Annotated in this window: 19 protein-coding genes and 2 tRNA genes; 6 read left to right on the top strand and 15 right to left on the bottom strand. The window is 44.8% G+C overall.

The features are described from left to right. Positions 1–97: 97 nt before the first annotated feature. Entirely contained in the window at positions 98–373 is a 276-nt protein-coding gene (locus J0K78_RS10400) for a hypothetical protein (RefSeq protein ID WP_206946760.1), read from the bottom strand. Positions 374–712: 339 nt separating this feature from the next. Continuing rightward, on the bottom strand, positions 713–1,555 hold the full coding sequence (gene xerA, locus J0K78_RS10395) for a site-specific tyrosine recombinase/integron integrase (RefSeq protein WP_115895038.1): 843 nt from the start codon (positions 1,553–1,555) through the stop codon (positions 713–715). Positions 1,556–1,726: 171 nt separating this feature from the next. On the opposite strand from xerA, the gene J0K78_RS10390 reads away from it, so the two are divergent. Beyond that, complete coding sequence (locus J0K78_RS10390; RefSeq protein WP_370551111.1) at positions 1,727–2,263, top strand: ImmA/IrrE family metallo-endopeptidase; 537 nt, start codon at positions 1,727–1,729, stop codon at positions 2,261–2,263. 2 nt (positions 2,264–2,265) lie between these two features. After that, on the top strand, positions 2,266–3,444 hold the full coding sequence (locus J0K78_RS10385) for a site-specific integrase (RefSeq protein WP_115895040.1): 1,179 nt from the start codon (positions 2,266–2,268) through the stop codon (positions 3,442–3,444). 89 nt (positions 3,445–3,533) lie between these two features. Here the strand turns inward: J0K78_RS10385 and groL are convergent, their stop codons facing one another. Both groL and groES read right to left on the bottom strand, forming a co-directional pair. Beyond that, on the bottom strand, positions 3,534–5,165 hold the full coding sequence (groL, locus tag J0K78_RS10380) for a chaperonin GroEL (RefSeq protein ID WP_160915994.1): 1,632 nt from the start codon (positions 5,163–5,165) through the stop codon (positions 3,534–3,536). A 57-nt stretch (positions 5,166–5,222) separates the two neighbouring features. Then, positions 5,223–5,507, bottom strand: a complete 285-nt coding sequence (groES, locus tag J0K78_RS10375) for a co-chaperone GroES (RefSeq protein ID WP_089654972.1) — start codon at positions 5,505–5,507, stop codon at positions 5,223–5,225. 262 nt (positions 5,508–5,769) lie between these two features. Here groES and J0K78_RS10370 point away from each other — a divergent pair, with 262 nt between their 5' ends. Beyond that, positions 5,770–6,486: a CPBP family intramembrane glutamic endopeptidase gene (locus tag J0K78_RS10370; protein WP_206946758.1), complete on the top strand. Its 717-nt coding sequence runs from the start codon at positions 5,770–5,772 to the stop codon at positions 6,484–6,486. Between the two features lies 1 nt (position 6,487). Next, positions 6,488–6,688, top strand: a complete 201-nt coding sequence (locus tag J0K78_RS10365; RefSeq protein WP_089654970.1) for a YdiK family protein — start codon at positions 6,488–6,490, stop codon at positions 6,686–6,688. A 43-nt stretch (positions 6,689–6,731) separates the two neighbouring features. On the opposite strand, the gene J0K78_RS10360 is transcribed toward J0K78_RS10365, so the two are convergent. Further along, entirely contained in the window at positions 6,732–8,144 is a 1,413-nt protein-coding gene (locus J0K78_RS10360) for an MDR family MFS transporter (RefSeq protein WP_206946756.1), read from the bottom strand. Between the two features lie 177 nt (positions 8,145–8,321). On the opposite strand from J0K78_RS10360, the gene J0K78_RS10355 reads away from it, so the two are divergent. After that, positions 8,322–9,143 carry an SDR family oxidoreductase gene (locus tag J0K78_RS10355; protein WP_206946754.1) on the top strand — a complete coding sequence of 274 codons (822 nt, stop codon included), beginning with the start codon at positions 8,322–8,324 and terminating at the stop codon, positions 9,141–9,143. Positions 9,144–9,180: 37 nt separating this feature from the next. On the opposite strand, the gene J0K78_RS10350 is transcribed toward J0K78_RS10355, so the two are convergent. The 3 genes from J0K78_RS10350 to moaC form a co-directional block, all read right to left on the bottom strand. Further along, positions 9,181–9,735: a GNAT family N-acetyltransferase gene (locus J0K78_RS10350; RefSeq protein ID WP_206946753.1), complete on the bottom strand. Its 555-nt coding sequence runs from the start codon at positions 9,733–9,735 to the stop codon at positions 9,181–9,183. Between the two features lie 63 nt (positions 9,736–9,798). Continuing rightward, positions 9,799–10,458, bottom strand: coding sequence for a redox-sensing transcriptional repressor Rex (locus J0K78_RS10345; protein ID WP_206946751.1), 660 nt, complete (start codon positions 10,456–10,458; stop codon positions 9,799–9,801). A 15-nt stretch (positions 10,459–10,473) separates the two neighbouring features. Next, positions 10,474–10,956, bottom strand: a complete 483-nt coding sequence (moaC, locus tag J0K78_RS10340; RefSeq protein WP_206946749.1) for a cyclic pyranopterin monophosphate synthase MoaC — start codon at positions 10,954–10,956, stop codon at positions 10,474–10,476. 160 nt (positions 10,957–11,116) lie between these two features. Between moaC and J0K78_RS10335 the strand changes: the two genes are divergently transcribed. Then, on the top strand, positions 11,117–13,051 hold the full coding sequence (locus J0K78_RS10335; RefSeq protein WP_206946747.1) for an ABC-F family ATP-binding cassette domain-containing protein: 1,935 nt from the start codon (positions 11,117–11,119) through the stop codon (positions 13,049–13,051). 414 nt (positions 13,052–13,465) lie between these two features. On the opposite strand, the gene tsaD is transcribed toward J0K78_RS10335, so the two are convergent. From tsaD to J0K78_RS10300, 7 genes are all read right to left on the bottom strand, one after another. Continuing rightward, positions 13,466–14,497 carry a tRNA (adenosine(37)-N6)-threonylcarbamoyltransferase complex transferase subunit TsaD gene (gene tsaD / locus J0K78_RS10330; RefSeq protein ID WP_206946745.1) on the bottom strand — a complete coding sequence of 344 codons (1,032 nt, stop codon included), beginning with the start codon at positions 14,495–14,497 and terminating at the stop codon, positions 13,466–13,468. Beyond that, positions 14,494–14,937: a ribosomal protein S18-alanine N-acetyltransferase gene (gene rimI / locus J0K78_RS10325; RefSeq protein WP_206946743.1), complete on the bottom strand. Its 444-nt coding sequence runs from the start codon at positions 14,935–14,937 to the stop codon at positions 14,494–14,496. Before rimI ends, tsaD begins: the two co-directional genes overlap by 4 nt. Position 14,938: 1 nt before the next feature. After that, a complete protein-coding gene (tsaB, locus tag J0K78_RS10320) occupies positions 14,939–15,625 on the bottom strand; it encodes a tRNA (adenosine(37)-N6)-threonylcarbamoyltransferase complex dimerization subunit type 1 TsaB (RefSeq protein ID WP_206946741.1) in 687 nt (228 codons plus the stop codon). Beyond that, positions 15,622–16,077 carry a tRNA (adenosine(37)-N6)-threonylcarbamoyltransferase complex ATPase subunit type 1 TsaE gene (tsaE, locus tag J0K78_RS10315; RefSeq protein WP_206946739.1) on the bottom strand — a complete coding sequence of 152 codons (456 nt, stop codon included), beginning with the start codon at positions 16,075–16,077 and terminating at the stop codon, positions 15,622–15,624. The genes tsaB and tsaE overlap by 4 nt, the downstream gene beginning before the upstream one ends. Next, positions 16,078–17,064, bottom strand: a complete 987-nt coding sequence (thiL, locus tag J0K78_RS10310) for a thiamine-phosphate kinase (protein WP_206946737.1) — start codon at positions 17,062–17,064, stop codon at positions 16,078–16,080. Positions 17,065–17,222: 158 nt separating this feature from the next. Continuing rightward, positions 17,223–17,299: transfer RNA gene (locus J0K78_RS10305), tRNA-Asp, on the bottom strand. A gap of 44 nt (positions 17,300–17,343) precedes the next feature. After that, positions 17,344–17,420, bottom strand: a tRNA-Met gene (locus J0K78_RS10300). Positions 17,421–17,532: the final 112 nt, after the last annotated feature.

Here is a 17,532-nt window from a genome sequence, read left to right as displayed (position 1 = left end):
TTATAAATAAAGAAAAGCCACCATTATCGTAAGACTCAGTTTCGAAATAACTCTTACTTTAACAGCCGTTAGTGTAGATGTTCATTAAACACATGCTTTATGTCCCGAAATTACCGAAAAAAATCATTAAAACAATATACATCACTATGCACATAAAAAATACCATAGCAATAGAAGAAATAATTAAAGCAATTATTTTCAAAAAACCTTTCTCGCTTTTCAGTGCAGTAATAAAAGAGCCCAGTAAAAGAGAACCCAATAATAAAAATGACAAAGGTCCAAGTACCAGATTCAATAGCCATACATAAACTAAAAATACAACTATTGAAGCGACTATTAATAATAAAGAAACTAGAGCTAAATTTTTTCTCAACAAACACCACTCCTCGCTATCATTTATTATGAGGGTACAATAAACAACATTCTATTTTTCTTGTTCTATTCTCTTCTTCCGTTAGCACTATAAAAGATGTCCACTATCAACTACCACCGTTTCATTTAACTCTACTACATATACGATAAATGACTGCAATAGTTTCAGTAACGTCTATTATCTCGAAACTGAGTCTTCAACTAACCTGCCCGTTTCTGGAAGACTCAGTTTCAAGATATTCAGAATGTTACTTAATACCAATTATTTCAAATCCTTCTCTTATCTACAAGCCTCTCTTACAACAAACAGAAGGCGCACCATTTGGAATAGGCACGCCTTCTAGAAATATTTACTGTAGAAATCCTGTCTTAACTTACCACTTAAATGTGCATATATTTTAGTTGTTTCACTTTTCTCATGCCCTAACAAGCTTTGGATTACTTCAATTGGCGCTCCATTATTAAGCATGTGGGTAGCATAACTGTGTCTTAATTGATGAGGATGTATTTCTTTATTAATAGCAGCGCGAATGGAGATCCGTTTAATAATATATCGGATAATTTCAATGCTCATTCTCTTTTTAGGTCTTCTCTCGGTAATAAATAAACATTCATCATGATCCTTGCGCTCCTCTATATATCTTTGTAGCCATAGAGAACAACGAATACTAAAGTAGACTTCTCTTTCTTTATCTCCTTTTCCTTTTACAATAACCGATCTTGCAGAGAAATTGACATCCTCTCTATTCAGATTCACTACCTCTCCGATACGACACCCAGTTGAATAAAAGAATTCGAAAAGTGCCTTTTCCATGGAAGTTAAGCATGAGTCTCTAAGTTGTTCTATTTCCATCTCCGTTAGAAATTTTGGGATTCTCTTGCCAACTTTAGGTTCTTTTAATTTTTTAGCTGGATTTTCGTTGATAACACCCTCTTCATGTAGCCACTTGAAAAAGGATCGAAGGAACCGAACCTTGTTTCCAAGACTGGAAGGCTTCAAATGTCCACCCACCTCAACCAGGTAGCTCTTTAAATGATCAATAACTACCTCTTCTGTATTAACGTCTCCAAAGTATTTGACCAACATATTGAACTGTAAGCAATAGGTTTTTAAAGTTAGCAACGAATAACCTTCAATCTTTTTATCGACATAATACTTTTCCCAAGCTTCTGATAAGAACATCTTCTATCACTCTCCAAAACTATGAATCTTAATTTCATTATGGTTCTGAAGATGAATTACTATACTTTAGACTTTTACAGAAAAAGAATTCCAAATGTCCTTTACAGTAAGTCTGCATTTATATCCAATTAATGTAATTAAATATTGATTAATAGAACACATGTTCGTATAATGCTTGTAAGGATGGTGATTAGTTTGAGGTTTCCTTACTACACAACCACAATTCTAGAAGACCTAATAACTCAATGGTATAAATGCCACAAATTTACAGAGCCGGACGATTTAAATGTTTACACCATTGGATCCGAGTCCCAAATATTTGTGACTTGTAGACCTACTCAGGCTAGTTACATGAGGGTAGGGAAGTTTCAAGAAATCGTATTAGATAGTCGCCTCCCTTATATACACCAACGAGAGCAATTCTTCCACGAGCTTTGTCATGCTTTGAGGCATGCAGGTCGACAATCTTTCATGCCTTATTCTTTTTATGAACTTCAGGAAAGGGATGCCAGGCACTTCACTCTATACGCCTCGCTCCCCACTCATATGATTAATGATTATAACCTTTCAAATCCAGCTATTATCGATCAGTTGTCACATGACTTTATGATTCCAAGAAAAGTTTGTATTGAGCGTTTAGAAAAAATTAAGAGTCGAATTGTACCGTCGGATAAGTCTAATTTGATTAATCTAAGGAAGGAGGGATAAATATGGCTAATTACCGGAAAAGAGGTAACAAATGGTATTTCCAAATATATACGGGAGTAGATCCGTCTACTGGGAAAAAGAAATTTACATCTAAAGGAGGGTTCAAGACAAAAAAAGAAGCTCAGATGGCCGCAGCTGAAGTAGAAAAGGAAGTATTTGAAAACACATATGTTAAAGAACAAAATATTACCTTTCAGGAATTTACTTTAGAGTGGCTTAAGACTTATCGTGATACCGCTAAAATTAGTTCTGTGAGAAATCGACAGCATAACTTGGATCACTTAAATAGGTTCTTCGGAAATAAAAAAATAAAAGATATCACGCGTAAACAGTATCAAGCCATGCTTGCTTCGCTTCATAATGCAGGCTATGCGTTTAATACTCTAGATGGTATTCATGCAACAGGTAGAATGGTTTTTAGGAAAGCTGTGGAATTTAACATAATTAAGGACAGTCCTTGTGACTTTGCAAAAATCCCACGTAAAGTAGAAACCGTTGAGGAGGTGGAAAGCAGTAAAGGGGAAATCAAATTTATGGAGAAAGAAGAACTTATTCGTTTTCTAAATGCTGCCAAGGAAAGTGGCATTGATAAAGATTACCCCATGTTTTTGACACTTGCTTATAGTGGACTACGAGTGGGTGAGCTAATCGCCTTAAAATGGTCGGATATAGATATGTATAAAAAAACCTTAAGAGTAACAAAAACGTATTACAATCCCAACAATAGAACAAAAGAGTATCAACTACTGACTCCCAAAACTAAAGGATCGATCAGAACGCTAAAAATGGACGCTGGAGTTATTGAGGTCCTTAAAAGACACAAAGAACACCAAGATGATCTCATTGAGAAAATGAAGAACGAATATACTCAATTGGACTTTGTCTTTGCTAAGGAAGTTCAGAACCTGGGATACCCTGAGTTTTTAAAGACCGTAAACACCCATATGAGACGTTTATTAAAAATTAGTGGTATCCATAAGGAACTTACCCCACACTCCTTGCGACACACCCACACATCTCTATTAATTGAAGCAGGTGTAGGAGTTAAAGAAATTCAACAACGATTAGGTCATGGAGATATAAACACAACCATGAATATATACGCGCACATTACTGAAAACATGGAAGAAAAAGCCTCCCAAAAGTTCAGTGAACTTATGAGAGGCTCGTTAGATTTATAGTGTTTTCTCCGCCAGGTATGTCAAAAGTATGTCATTTTGACTTTTGGGGTGAAGCTAAACCCTTGATATCAAGGGTCATGGGGGCATGATTACATCATGCCGCCCATTCCGCCCATGCCACCCATGTCAGGCATGCCGCCGCCATTATCCTCTTCAGGATGATCAGCGACTACCGCTTCTGTTGTTAGGAACATAGCGGCTACGGATGCTGCGTTTTGAAGCGCAGAACGTGTAACTTTTGTAGGGTCAACGATCCCTTGTTCTACCATGTTCACCCATTCGCCTGTTGCTGCGTTGAAGCCTACGCCGACTTCTTCAGCTTTCAGACGCTCAACGATGATGGATCCTTCAAGACCTGCGTTGTGAACGATTTGGCGAACCGGCTCTTCAAGCGCACGAAGTACGATGCTTGCACCTGTTGCTTCGTCGTCTACAAGGCCAAGACCTTCTACAGAATTGATGATGTTGACAAGCGCTGTACCACCACCGGCAACGATTCCTTCTTCTACTGCTGCTCGCGTAGAGTTCAGGGCGTCTTCGATACGTAGTTTACGCTCTTTCAATTCTGTTTCTGTTGCCGCACCGACTTTGATGACAGCTACGCCGCCAGAAAGTTTAGCAAGGCGCTCTTGTAGTTTCTCTTTGTCGAATTCAGAAGTTGTTTCTTCTGACTGTGCACGGATTTGAGCAACACGGGAAGAGATCTGCTCAGGGTTTCCTGCACCTTCGACGATTGTTGTATTTTCTTTAGTGATGACTGCTTTAGACGCGCGTCCAAGCTGGTCGATCGTTGTATTCTTCAATTCCAGCCCAAGATCTTCTGTGATGACCTGGCCGCCTGTAAGTGTCGCGATATCTTCAAGCATCGCCTTACGACGGTCACCGAATCCAGGAGCCTTAACAGCTACCGCGTTGAATGTACCACGAAGTTTGTTCACAACAAGTGTTGCAAGTGCTTCGCCTTCAACGTCTTCAGAGATCAATAGAAGTGGCTTGGATTGTTGAACCACTTGCTCAAGTACAGGAAGAACTTCCTGGATGTTGTTGATCTTCTTATCTGTAATTAGAATGTAAGGATCTTCAAGAACCGCCTCCATCTTATCCTGGTCTGTAACCATGTAAGGAGAAGCATAGCCGCGGTCGAACTGCATACCTTCAACCACTTCTAGTTCTGTGTTGAAACCTTTAGATTCTTCAATTGTGATAACACCATCGTTACCTACGCGCTCCATCGCTTCAGCAATCAACTGGCCGACTTCATTGTCAGCAGCAGAGATGCTGGCAACCTGTGCGATTGAATCGCGGCCTTCGATAGGTTTAGAGATTTTGCGAAGCTCTTCTGTTGCTACAGCAGTCGCTTTCTCGATACCTTTACGAATACCTACAGGGTTTGCGCCGGATGTAACGTTTTTAAGACCTTCACGGATCATTGCCTGTGCAAGAACCGTTGCTGTCGTTGTACCGTCACCAGCGACGTCGTTTGTTTTGGAAGCTACTTCAGAAACGAGTTGTGCACCCATGTTTTCGAAGTGGTCTTCGAGTTCGATTTCTTTAGCGATTGTCACACCATCGTTAGTGATGAGTGGAGAACCGAATTTCTTATCAAGTACGACGTTACGTCCTTTTGGTCCAAGTGTAACTTTAACAGCATTTGCTAATGTATCTACACCACGCAGCATAGAGCGGCGTGCGTCTTCACTAAATTTGATTTCTTTAGCCATTTAAAATGCCCTCCTCATTAAAATCGTATCTCTTAAGTATTTTTATAGGAATAGTGACTACTGAATAACAGCTAGTACATCTGATTCGCGCAGAATCAAGTATTCGCTGCCTTCATACTTCACTTCTGTTCCTGCGAATTTAGAATAGATCACGCGGTCGCCTTGTGCGACTTCCAGTGCTACTTTTTCGCCGTTGTCTGTGATGCGACCTGTGCCGACAGCAACAACTTTACCTTCTAGTGGCTTTTCTTTCGCAGAGTCCGGAAGTACGATTCCGCTCGCAGTAGTCTGCTCTTCTTCAACTAGTTCAATAACAATACGATCACCAAGTGGCTTTAACAATTAGGACACCCTCCTTGATATGGTTGTTTCAAATTTTTGTCGTTTATTAGCACTCGTCAATGATGAGTGCTAACACAATTATTATAATAAGCAATTCCCTATCGTTTTTCAAGTAGAAACTATAGAAATTTTGCACTTCTTTTTCGACAAAATTCTTACACTGACCCTTATTCCTTACGTCTGGTTTTGAAACTGTGATAGAATACATAAAGTATGTATATTGAAGCTATTAAAAGGTATTTATAAAAGGAGTCGTGCCTTTATGCCGAAACATTATTGGTACATCATTGTGACCTATCTCATCACACAGGTTTCTGCCATTGCGGCTGTCCCGGTTCTCGTCAAGGCAGCGGGGATGTCCCGCTTCGATGCGATTGCCGTCTGGTCTGTGTTCAGTTTTACGATTGCCACCATCATCATCCTTCTCCTGCTCCGCCGCAATCCACAGGATTCCTTAGCCCGGAGCGAGGATAAAGCAGGACCGGGGAAAGTCGTCCTCTGGTCGATCGCCGGTGTCTTTTTAGCATTGTTCGCCCAAGCCATTGCCGCGACCATCGAACGTGAATTGTTCGGTGTCTCACCTGGATCTGAGAATACAATGGGACTGATGGAGATCGCCCGCGAATCGCCGTTATTCATCCTCCTTCCTGTCGTATTCGCACCGATCACGGAAGAGATCATCTTCCGTAAAATCATTTTCGGTTCGATTTATAAGCGGACGAATTTCTGGCTGGCCGTGCTCGTATCCGCTCTCGTCTTCGGAGCGTTCCATTTCGATTTCAGCCACATGTTAGTCTACTTCTCCATGGGAGTCGTTTTCGCCTTCCTTTATGTCAAAACAAAACGAATTATTACACCAATCGTGGCTCATATGGCGATGAACTCGTTTGTTGTCGTTTCGCAGTACTTCCTCACTGAAGAGGATATCCGCCGCATGCAGGAACAGCTGGAGACCATCTTTATTGGAGGCTTTTTATAATATGAGAACATCACCCTTATTCATGGCTTTTCTTTACATGATGATGGGTGTCGCATTCACCTACATCGCCGCCCAGTCGGCAGAAGAAACGGTATGGAATGCGATGACCATTATTCTGGCCATTGTCGCGACATTTAACATTGCCGTAGCCATCCGGCTTTTCAATCTTCACAACAAGATTAAAAATGCCAAGAAGAAATAATGTCGCAAAAAAAGCAGGTCCACACGCGTGGGCCTGCTTTTTTCTATGCTTCCTGCTCTTCTTGATCATCCTGCACCCCTTTTAATATGAACGAAAACGGAATCGCGATAATCAGCACGATCGCAGATACGAGAAACGCTTCATTGAGCGTCTGCAGAGTGGCTGCCTGCATATCGATATCCGGATTCGCAGATACTTGCGCACGTCTCACTTCATAATAAATGGAGAAAAACACGATCCCCAGGGAAGAGGATATCTGCCGGATGATGTTGTTCATCGCAGAGCCTTGAGCAACCAGATGTTCCGGAATGCTGTTCATCCCTGATGTCGTTGCCGGCATGTTCCCCATGCCCATCCCGAGGCCTCTTACCGTGTTCAATAAAAGAATCAGCCAGTACGGGGTGGACAGCTGTAAAAAGCTTAAGCCGAGGGTCGCAAGCGCCATGATCGTGAGACCCGGTGGCACGACGTATTTTGGTCCTTTTTTATCGAGAATACGTCCTCCGATGGACATGAACACCCCACTCGCGGCAGCGGCGGGCAGGAACAACAGTCCAGTCATCACTTCGTTCAAGCCGTACACATTTTGAATCAGTAACGGCAGCAGGAAAATCCCTGAGAACAAGCCGATCGATGCGGCTGAAGTGACGACGATGGAAACGGAATAGGTCGGCACTTTGAAGACAGTCAAGTTCAGCAGTGGGTCCTCCTGGCGGTTTTCGTAAAAGACGAAAAGGACAATGGCGATTAGTCCGCCAACGATCAAGGCGATGTTCAAGGGATCGAACAACGTCTCAAGCGTCCTTCCCCTTCCTAAGGCAAACAGCACCGAACCAATGCCTGCCGCTATAATCAGGAAACCGACGAGGTCAAACCGCTTCGTCGGGTCCGTTTCGGTCCGTTCAAGAAATTTCGATGATAAAATAAGTCCCGTCAGTCCGAACGGAATGTTGAAGGCGAATAACCACGGCCAGTCCAGATACTGGATGAGAAATCCACCGATGGTTGGTCCGATGGCAGGTGCGACCATGGCGGCAACGCCGTACACGCCGACCGCAAGTCCACGCTCATAACGTGGAAACGAGTTAAAGATGAGCGCCATGGCGATCGGCATCATCAACCCGCCGGCCATTCCCTGGATCGCGCGGGATAGGATGACCATACCGAGCGTCGATGAAAAGAATCCGAGCGTGGAACCTGCAAGGAAAATACAGAGTCCAACAAGATACACTTTCTTTTTCCCGAACCGGTCACCGAAATAGCCGGTAAGCGGCATCGTCATCCCCATCGATACCATGAAGATCGTTAAAATCCACCCGACCGCAACGGCATCGGATTCAAAAATCTCGATGAAGCGCGGCAGAATCGGGTTCAGCATACTATTGTTCAAAATGACCGTGAATGTCCCGAAAAGGACCGACACGACCACGAGCCATTTATGAGGCAGTTTACTCAATCGTCTCACCCGCTTTCTTTCGATACGCGAACTAGTATTTACTATACCACCTGAGCTGTTCGTTAACCATGATTCCGCATGTTTCGACTGTAAGCGCCTTCTGTTCTCATGGAGGTTTACAGGGATTCTGAGAGCGGGTATGAGTGATAGCAACGAACAAAAGGAGGTTCTTTTAATATGGGACGTTTAGATAATAAAATTGCCGTCGTGACCGGATCGGCTACAGGAATCGGTGCGGCAACCGTAAAACGCTTCGCCAGTGAAGGGGCAACGGTCGTGTGCGGAGATATTAATGTAGAAGAAGTACAGAAAACCGTGGATGAAGTAAAGAACGAAGGTGGAAATGCAGAAGCAGTCGAACTTGATGTTTCTGATGTGGATAGTGTCCAGCAGTTCGCCAATTACGTAAAAGAGCATTACGGGAAAGTTGACATCCTGTTCAACAATGCGGGCGTCGATCAGGAAGGCGGAAAGGTCCACGAATACCCTGTGGAACTCTTTGATAAAATCATTGCCGTCGATTTGAGAGGTACGTTCTTGACGAGCAAGTACATCCTCCCCCTCATGCTTGAAAATGGAGGCTCTGTCATCAATACATCATCCATGTCCGGCCAGGCCGCAGATCTCGACCGCTCCGGATACAATGCAGCTAAGGGCGGCATCACCAACTTTACAAGAGCGATGGCGATCGACTATGCGCGTGAAGGCATCCGTGTCAACTCGATTTCTCCGGGTACCATCGAAACGCCGCTCGTTCAGGAACTTGCAGGGTCCAAGCAGGAAGAAGAAGGCCGGGAGTTCCGTGAAGCGAATAAATGGGTCACTCCGATGGGACGTCTGGGACGTCCAGAAGAAATGGCAAACGTCGCCCTGTTCCTTGCTTCTGATGAGAGTTCGTATGTGACAGGTGAAGACATCACCGCTGACGGAGGCATCATGGCCTACACGTGGCCGGGCAAGATGCTCATGGACAAAAGCTGGAAAGAAAATACCGAATAACATAAAAAAAAGCTCAGCGTCAGGCTGAGCTTCTTTTTTATTCTGCATTTTTATAATAAATCAAGTTGTCCGTCCATTCCCCAAACTCATGGATGAACCCTTTCCGGGTGCATTCATACTCAAGGCCGATACTCTCTGCCATCTTCATGGAAGGCGCATTATCCAAATTGATATGGGCCTCGACCCTGTGGTAATTCAATTGATCAAAAGCGATCCTTAACGCTTCAGCAACCGCTTCCTTGCCATAACCCTTCTCCCAATGCTGGTTATGCAGCGCATACCCGATTCTTCCCCACTGGAAATCATATCTTACTAAGGTAGAAAAATCGATCATCCCCACATGGGTACAGTCTTCCTTCAGAAAAACACCGAAGACATAGGCGGTATCCTCCATCGCTAACTGCTGATGTTTCTCCACGAGCTCATCAAACCATTCTTTCGTACAAACACTCATATCAAGACGGCCTTCATCATGGCGGCGCTTAGACGGAAAACGCCCCTCATATCCTTGAAGCCAGCTTTCATAATCTCTTTTCTCAAGCGGTCTAATGACCAATCTTTCTGTTTCTGAACCAAACGATAATGTTTCCAAACCCTTTCCTCCTAAAAAAAAGAGAGTGAGAAACCTCAATGATTTCACACTCGTATGTCTTTCTTATTGGTCTTCCTCTGCTTCCTCTTCGTTCAGTGGATAATGCTTCAGGAAATAAACGAGAGCCTGCAGCTCGATAGCAAGGTCGATATGATGAACCCTGACATTCGACGGCACACTGATTCTCGCTGGTGTAAAGTTGAGGATACCTGAGATCCCTGCATTCACCAATCTGTCGGCAATCCCTTGCGCAGCGGATGACGGAACCGTAAGAATAGCAACAGAAATGTCGCCGAGTTTTTCTTCTAAGTCGTCAATGTGCTCGACCCCGACTCCACCGACTTCAGAACCGATCCGCTCCTCGTTCGCATCGAAGGCGATTTCGATTTTCGTATTGTTGTTTTTCGTGAAATTGTAGTTTAAAAAAGCCGTCCCCAGATTTCCGACACCAATCAACGCGACACGTGTCGTTTCATCCTGGTCGAGCGTTTTTCTGAAAAAGGAGAGCAAATACTCGACGTTGTAGCCGTATCCTTTTTTCCCGAGTGCTCCGAAATAGGAAAAATCGCGGCGGATCGTCGCTGAATCGACTTTGACCGCATCGCTCAGTTCCTTCGAAGACACACGCAGTTTGCCCTGGGTATGAAGGTTATTCAAAAAGCGATAATAGAGCGGCAGCCGCTTCGCTGTCGCCTGTGGAATCTTCGTTTGTTCGATATCCATTAGCACCGGACTCCTTTATCTGTTTCTCGTGTAGTCGCCATTCTTCCCGCCTGTCTTTTCTTTCAAGTAGGTCGGGCCGATGACCATTCCTTTATCTAACGCTTTGCACATATCGTAAACCGTGAGAGCTGTGGCGGAGGCGGCCGTTAGCGCTTCCATTTCCACCCCTGTGCTCCCCTTCGTTTTGACGGAAACCTCGATGTGTAAGGTCGGCTGATCTTCTGTATCCCAATCAAAGGACACATCAATGCCTTTTAAAGACAACGGATGGCACATGGGAATCCAGTCGGACGTGTTTTTCGCTGCCATGATGCCTGCGACCTGGGCTACGGAAAGGACGTCCCCTTTTCCGATCTCATGGTTGGTGATTTTATGATAAATCTCTTCGTTCAATTGTACACTTGTTGCTGCGATGGCCGTCCGTACAGAATCTTTTTTGTCTGAAATATCCACCATACGGGCGTGGCCCTGATCATTAAAATGACTGAACTCCGCCATTTTCTTCTACCCCTTTTTGTAAACAGTACTGATTGAAACACTACTCTTATTCTACCAAAAAATCAAACGGAAGTCGTTAAAGATTTCACATACTTCAGGAGCATTGTGTTGCTAGGGGACGCGCCTATGAGATACACTGATTTTATTGAGGTGAAACGACATGATTCTCATGCAATTGAACCAATTGACGAAGCGTTTCGGCGCCGAGTTGATTTTATCGAATATCAAATTGGAAGTGCAGATGAACGACCGGATTGCCATCGTCGGTCGGAACGGAGCAGGAAAATCGACCTTGCTCAAAATGATGGCTGGTGAAATGAGCCACGATGAGGGCAATATTTTCAAATCGAAAGAAACCACGATGGGCTACCTGGCCCAAAATACAGGGCTGCAGTCAGAGGAAACCATTTGGAACGAGATGGAGAAGGTGTTCGAACACCTGAAGGACCTGGAGAAAGAACTCCGCTCCATGGAAGTGCAGATGGCGGACCCCGAACTGCTCGACGATCAAAAACGCTACCAGCAGCTGCTGACGGATTACGACCGCAAGCAGGAATACTTCAAGACGGCCGGCGGCTATCAGTATGAAGCAGATATCCGCGGCGTGTTGAACGGGTTGAATTTCAAAAACTTCAACTGGGACACACCGATTAACTCCTTGAGTGGCGGGCAGAAAACACGCCTGGCGCTCGGAAAGCTGCTGCTCACCAGTCCGGATGTCCTCATCCTCGATGAGCCGACCAACCACTTGGACATCGATACACTGAGCTGGCTTGAAGGTTACCTGCAGGGCTATCAAGGAGCCGTCGTCATCGTCTCCCACGATCGCTATTTCCTGGACAAGATCGTCAACACCGTGTACGAAATCGCGTTTCAATCATCCAAGCGGTACCACGGCAACTACAGCGACTATTTGAAAAAGAAAGAAGCGGACTACGAACAGGAACTCAAACGCTTTGAGAAGCAGCAGGAAGAAATCAAGCGTATGGAAGATTTTATTCAGAAGAACATCGTCCGGGCGACGACAAGTAAACGGGCCCAAAGCCGCCGTAAGCAGCTGGAGAAAATGGACAAGCTTGAAAAGCCGAAGGACGACAACCAATCGGCGAAGTTCAGTTTCCAGACAGCGAAACGAAGCGGCAACGATGTGCTGAAGCTGCGCAACTATGCGTTCCGTTATGATGACAGTGAAAATTACCTTTTTGACAACGTATCCCTTGATTTGAACCGTGGCGATTCTGTGGCGCTCGTCGGTCCAAATGGTGTCGGAAAAACAACGTTATTGAAGACACTCATCGGTGACTTGGAACAGTCGAAAGGTGAAAAGCTGATCGGAACGAACGTGCAAATCGGTTATTACGATCAGGAGCAGACAAAACTGAACTCAACGAAAACGGTTTTGAACGAGCTCTGGGACGAATATCCGATGAAAAACGAAAAGGATATCCGCACCATCCTCGGCAATTTCCTTTTCTCAGGAGAAGATGTGCTGAAGCCTGTCTCCGCGCTCAGTGGTGGCGAAAAAGCGAGACTGTCCTTAGCAAAATTGATGATGCAGGAAGCGAACTTTTTGATTCTCGATGAGCCGACCAACCACCTCGATCTTGATAGTAAGGAAGTGTTGGAAGCAGCGCTTGTGGATTATCCAGGCACCCTTTTATTCGTTTCCCACGACCGTTACTTTATCAACAAGATCGCGACACAGGTTGTGGAAATGAATCCTGAAGAGACCCGCCTGTTCCTTGGTGATTATGATTACTATGTTGATAAGAAGCGGGAAGAGTACGAGCTGCAGCAAATCGAAGAAGCGGAAAGACTACAGAACGAACCGAAGCAGCAGGAAGTGCAGCAGAAGAACAGCTTTGAAGAAGACAAAGCCGCAAAGCGTGAAGAGCGGAAGAAAAATCGACGCATCGCTGAAATTGAAGAAGAAATTGAACAGTTGGAAGCGAGACTCGAAGAAAACGAAGAGCTCCTCTGTGACCCGGACATCTTTCAGGACCACGAACGATCCCTGGAAATCACAGAAGACAACAGCCAGCTCCAGTCTAAACTCGAAGCCCTCATGGAAGAATGGGAAACCCTCCATGACTGATACAGGTAGAAACAGGTGTACCAGGTCATCCAAAATATGGATGACCTGGTACACCATTTTTTTCCACAAATATCATTCTATTCTTTTTTATTGATGGATTCTGCTCACATGTATAAGCGTGTATGAATGATGATTCAGTATCCACATAGTTTTCAACAGTTGAATAGCTTTATTAACAGTTTTCAACAGGGTTATGCACATTATCCACAAAAATATTTATATTTATCCACAAAATTGGTACCGTTTTCTTTCCTGTTTATACTTATCCACTGATGAATTATCCACTGTATGTTTATACACATGTGGATAGAAGTCTTCCCTCTATAGTTCCCTCAAACTTATACACACTCTTTATAAAAAGGGAAAAGCCCTCCTTATTTAAAAGGAGAGCTTCGATCGTTCCTGTTCACGACCTTATTTTTTACGTGCCCCAAAAAGCTCGAGATCCAGTCCTGGATTGGCATTCAAGTCCCATCCAGCCCGGTGCCCCTGATTGTACGCTACAGCTCCAGCCGCAGCAATCATAGCGGCATTATCTGTGCACAAATGAAGCGGTGGAATCAGCAGCTCAGTTTCACTGCTTTCGAATTTCTCCTGCAAGGCTGCTCTTAATCCCTCATTGGCAGCAACACCACCAGCAACAATCATTTGCTTTACACCATACTCCTCAGCAGCACGGAACGCTTTTGTGGACAACACGTCCACAACACTTGCCTGAAAGCTTGCGGCAACATCCTCAGGTTTCAAATATTCATCCCGCTGCTTCGCTTTGTGAAGACGGTTGATCACGGCTGACTTCAATCCACTGAAACTGAAATCATAAGAGCCATCTTCAAGCCAGGCACGAGGAAAATCGATCGACTCTTCCCCTTCCTGAGCAAGACGGTCGATTTGAGGACCTCCTGGATAAGGAAGCTTCAGCGTCCGTGCCACTTTGTCATACGCTTCTCCTGCTGCATCGTCCCGCGTTTCACCAATAATTTCGTAGGATCCATGTTCACGCATCAGCACAAGCTCCGTGTGACCGCCGGATACAACAAGGGAAAGAAGCGGAAATTCAAATTCTTTTTCCAAACGGTTGGCATAGATGTGGCCCGCAATATGGTGCACGCCTACGAGCGGCTTCTGTTTGGCAAAAGCGATCGATTTCGCTGCATTGACACCAACAAGAAGGGCGCCGACCAGTCCAGGTCCTTCCGTTACCGCAATGGCATCCATATCATCAATGGTCATCCCCGCGTCTTCAAGGGCTTCTTCAAGTGTAATCGTCATCTGTTCGATATGGTGCCTTGAGGCAATTTCCGGTACCACACCACCGAAACGCTTATGACTTTCAATTTGAGAAGCTACGATGTTCGTCATCAGTTCTGTTTCGTTTTTGACAATTGCTACGGCTGTTTCATCACAACTCGTCTCAATCGCTAAAATATATTGATCTTCCTTCATTTTAATCCCACCCACATCACTAACGCATCTTCACCATTGTCCGAGTAATACCTTTTGCGGATGCCTCCAGGTACCATGCCGAACTTCCGGTACATATGCTGCGCGGCTGTATTTGAAACTCTCACTTCAAGCGACAGCTGGATCGCTCCATGCTCGATCGCTTCATTACACGTATGGCGAAACAATCGCTCTCCATACTTGTTTCCTCTATGGTCTGGATGAATGGCGATATTCGTGACATGCGCCTCATCAATGATCAACCACAAACCACAGTATCCAATGATCTCGTCCTGTTTTTCTACGACATAATAATACGCGTAAGGATTGTCTTCCATCTCTTTTTCAAAAGTTTCTTCCGACCACGGTACGGCAAAAGAAGCCTTTTCGACTTCCATAACAGCTCCTACATCATTCTTCGTCATTCTCCTGATTGTCGCCATCCTACTTCTTCCCCTGCTGCTCCAACCATTTAGCTTCCGCCTCAGGAATCCGCAAATAGTTCGGAACGAGGTCATGCAACGGGCCAGGTTCCTTTTCTTCTGCTATAGAAGCGATGATAGCAGGGCGAGCATAGTGATAAGGAGCTTTCGGAAGAACCGCCTGATCGCCAAGAATCTCGACGATCTTTTCTTCATGCACAGCTATATCCTGACTCAGGAAAAGAACAGGTTCGTCCAGTTCCTTCAATTGATGAAGCCAATCCTCCATCAAGACGTTCGTCTCATCCTTTTCCAGTGTCATATCTGATCGATACAGCCCTGTATAGACGAGCCCTCGGCGTGCATCAAAGAACGGACAGACATATCCTTGGAAAAAGACTCCCTGCCTTGCTACAGCTTCTAAGCTCGAAACACCTACAACTGGGATTCCGAGCGACCACGCCATCGTCTTTGCCGTCGTCAACCCAATTCGTACACCCGTATAGGACCCAGGCCCATGTGCAACCGCAATTCTGTCCAAGTCACTTGGCTGCATGTCCGTTTCCTTCATGACCTGATCGATCGCAGGCATCAAACGGATGGAGTGGTTCTTTTTGATATTCGTCACATATTCGCCAGCTACAGCCCCATCTCTGATGACCGCAACGCCCATGACATAATTCGAGGTATCTATTGCCAATACATTCATCCTAAAATCTCCTTACATAACGATTCAAAATGATCGGATGCCGTTTCGAATGTGAACACCCGCGTCACGTCGTCCATATAACGAATCGTAATATCCAGCCGTTCATCAGGTAAGAATTCCTCAATGAACTGAGCCCATTCTACGACCGTTACTCCGTCCCCTTCAAAGTACTCATCAAAACCAAGGTCCTCATCACTCTCTTCCAAGCGATAGACATCCATATGATAAAAAGGGACACGCCCCTGATATTCTTTCATGATTGTAAAGGTCGGACTGTTGATCGTCCTTTTCACACCCAATCCTTTGCCCAGACCTTTTGTGAACGTTGTTTTTCCAGCGCCTAAATCGCCCTCTAATGTCAGTACATCGCCCGGTTGCAAACGTTCCCCGAGCTTTTCTGCCAACTGCTGCGTTTCTTCTGTAGAGGAGCTTCTCCATTCAAATGTTTTCATTCAATCACCCTTTTCCTTCAAATGAGTATAACCGGAAGAGGTCAAGGTCTCCCACTTTCCCTTTCGATGAAGCATCACAGCGGATGCAGTCCCCTCTTTCTCTTTCACGTGTCCGATTTTACTTACCATAACACCTGCGTGTTCGGCAGCTTTTATCACTTGTGGCCAGTCTTCCTCAGGCACGGATCCAAGCAATTCAAAATCTTCTCCACCGGATAGTCCCCATTCCTCATGATGTTCAGGGAAAACCTTGCGGATCGCTTTAGAAAAAGGGATGGCTTCTGACTCAATAAACAGATCAACATTAGACGCCTCCGCAATTTCCTTCGCTTCATTCGCAATTCCGTCACTTACATCATTCAAAGTTATCCGTTCAATCTGGGATAACTGTGAGGCAAAAGAAACCCTCGGCACAGGAGTTTGATGACGTTCAATAAGGTATGTAATCTCCGCAGACTTTTCCCGTTGTGGATTCAACAAGCATTCCAAACCTGCCCTGGAATCTCCGAGGCTTCCCGTGACAAACAATACATCCCCAGGCTTCGCTGTGGAACGGTATCTCGCTTTTCCTTTATGAACCATCCCTATAACCGTAACACTTAACGAGAGTTCTCTCCCGGAAACCGTATCGCCGCCGATCAAATCCATTTGATAGGAATCTCCAAGCTTCTTCATTCCCTCATAAATACATTCAAGTTCCTGCTGACTCCAATCAGAAGGAATAGTAATCGAAACCATGTAAAAAGCAGGCGTACTGCCCATCGCAGCAAGATCACTGATATTTGCTGCCAATACACGGTAGCCAATCTTCTCAGGTTCCATCGTCTTCCTTGTAAAATGGACTCCTTCCACCATCGTATCCACAGCTGTAACGATATCATAACCCGAAGGACGGAAGACCGCCGCATCGTCATCAATCCCTTTTATTAAGGAAGATTGTCGGTAGTAATCCGGCTTAATCGATCGTATAAATGAGAACTCATCCATATATATGTCCCTTTCTCTTATGACCGCTTTCTTATCAAAAACCGGTCGGTCGTATAATCGTAATATTCCTATTATACCAAGAGAGAGGCACATTTAAAAAATTCCATAATAAAAGCCTTAGGAAAGGTTCCTAAGGCTGAACGTTTAATTTTAAGTAGTGGCGGTCCGGACGGGACTCGAACCCGCGACCTCCTGCGTGACAGGCAGGCATTCTAACCAACTGAACTACCGGACCAAAATTTTTCATAAAAAAAGAAAGTCAAAAGACTTAATGAAAATTGGTTGCGGGGACAGGATTTGAACCTGTGACCTCCGGGTTATGAGCCCGACGAGCTACCAGACTGCTCTACCCCGCGATAATGTGGGATTACTTTAATAAGTACCCATAAGATTTAATTGTGAACTATTTTCTATTGTACTACATTTTAGAAAATAAATCAATGTGGCGGCGTCCTACTCTCACGGGGA

This window comes from Halobacillus sp. GSS1, from assembly GCF_017307035.1.
Taxonomy (GTDB): domain Bacteria; phylum Bacillota; class Bacilli; order Bacillales; family Halobacillaceae; genus Halobacillus; species Halobacillus litoralis.
The sequence above is the reverse complement of the archived record's forward strand: the minus strand, read 5'-3'. Positions and strand labels throughout refer to the sequence as shown.

Excerpts from the sequence above, each read along its gene's own strand:
- moaC (WP_206946749.1), bottom strand. The coding sequence starts at position 10,956 with ATGGCGGAGTTCAGTCATTTTAATGATCAGGGCCACGCCCGTATGGTG.
- J0K78_RS10335 (WP_206946747.1), top strand. The coding sequence starts at position 11,117 with ATGATTCTCATGCAATTGAACCAATTGACGAAGCGTTTCGGCGCCGAG.
- rimI (WP_206946743.1), bottom strand. The coding sequence starts at position 14,937 with ATGGCGACAATCAGGAGAATGACGAAGAATGATGTAGGAGCTGTTATG.
- J0K78_RS10370 (WP_206946758.1), top strand. The coding sequence starts at position 5,770 with ATGCCGAAACATTATTGGTACATCATTGTGACCTATCTCATCACACAG.
- thiL (WP_206946737.1), bottom strand. The coding sequence starts at position 17,064 with ATGGATGAGTTCTCATTTATACGATCGATTAAGCCGGATTACTACCGA.
- tsaD (WP_206946745.1), bottom strand. The coding sequence starts at position 14,497 with ATGAAGGAAGATCAATATATTTTAGCGATTGAGACGAGTTGTGATGAA.
- xerA (WP_115895038.1), bottom strand. The coding sequence starts at position 1,555 with ATGTTCTTATCAGAAGCTTGGGAAAAGTATTATGTCGATAAAAAGATT.
- tsaE (WP_206946739.1), bottom strand. The coding sequence starts at position 16,077 with ATGAAAACATTTGAATGGAGAAGCTCCTCTACAGAAGAAACGCAGCAG.
- J0K78_RS10345 (WP_206946751.1), bottom strand. The coding sequence starts at position 10,458 with ATGGATATCGAACAAACGAAGATTCCACAGGCGACAGCGAAGCGGCTG.
- tsaB (WP_206946741.1), bottom strand. The coding sequence starts at position 15,625 with ATGAATGTATTGGCAATAGATACCTCGAATTATGTCATGGGCGTTGCG.
- J0K78_RS10390 (WP_370551111.1), top strand. The coding sequence starts at position 1,727 with ATGCTTGTAAGGATGGTGATTAGTTTGAGGTTTCCTTACTACACAACC.
- J0K78_RS10365 (WP_089654970.1), top strand. The coding sequence starts at position 6,488 with ATGAGAACATCACCCTTATTCATGGCTTTTCTTTACATGATGATGGGT.
- groL (WP_160915994.1), bottom strand. The coding sequence starts at position 5,165 with ATGGCTAAAGAAATCAAATTTAGTGAAGACGCACGCCGCTCTATGCTG.
- J0K78_RS10385 (WP_115895040.1), top strand. The coding sequence starts at position 2,266 with ATGGCTAATTACCGGAAAAGAGGTAACAAATGGTATTTCCAAATATAT.
- J0K78_RS10355 (WP_206946754.1), top strand. The coding sequence starts at position 8,322 with ATGGGACGTTTAGATAATAAAATTGCCGTCGTGACCGGATCGGCTACA.